Annotated in this window: 1 rRNA gene; it reads left to right on the top strand. The window is 58.7% G+C overall.

The window, feature by feature from the left end:
- Positions 1-223: ribosomal RNA gene (locus ACXX53_RS23220) — 23S ribosomal RNA — on the top strand; the annotation flags it as partial.

The raw sequence follows: 223 nt of genomic DNA, 5'->3' as shown, positions 1-223 counted from the left end.
GGTACGGTCTGTACAGGATAGGTGGGAGCCTAGGAAGCCGGTGCGCCAGCATCGGTGGAGGCGCCGTTGGGATACCACCCTGATCGTATCGGAGTTCTAACCTAGGACCGTGAACCGGTTCGGGGACAGTGTCAGGTGGGCAGTTTGACTGGGGCGGTCGCCTCCTAAAGAGTAACGGAGGCGCCCCAAGGTTCCCTCAGAATGGTTGGAAATCATTCGAAGA

The organism is Paenibacillus marinisediminis (genome assembly GCF_054343325.1).
This window is presented reverse-complemented; position numbering and strand designations above follow the sequence as displayed.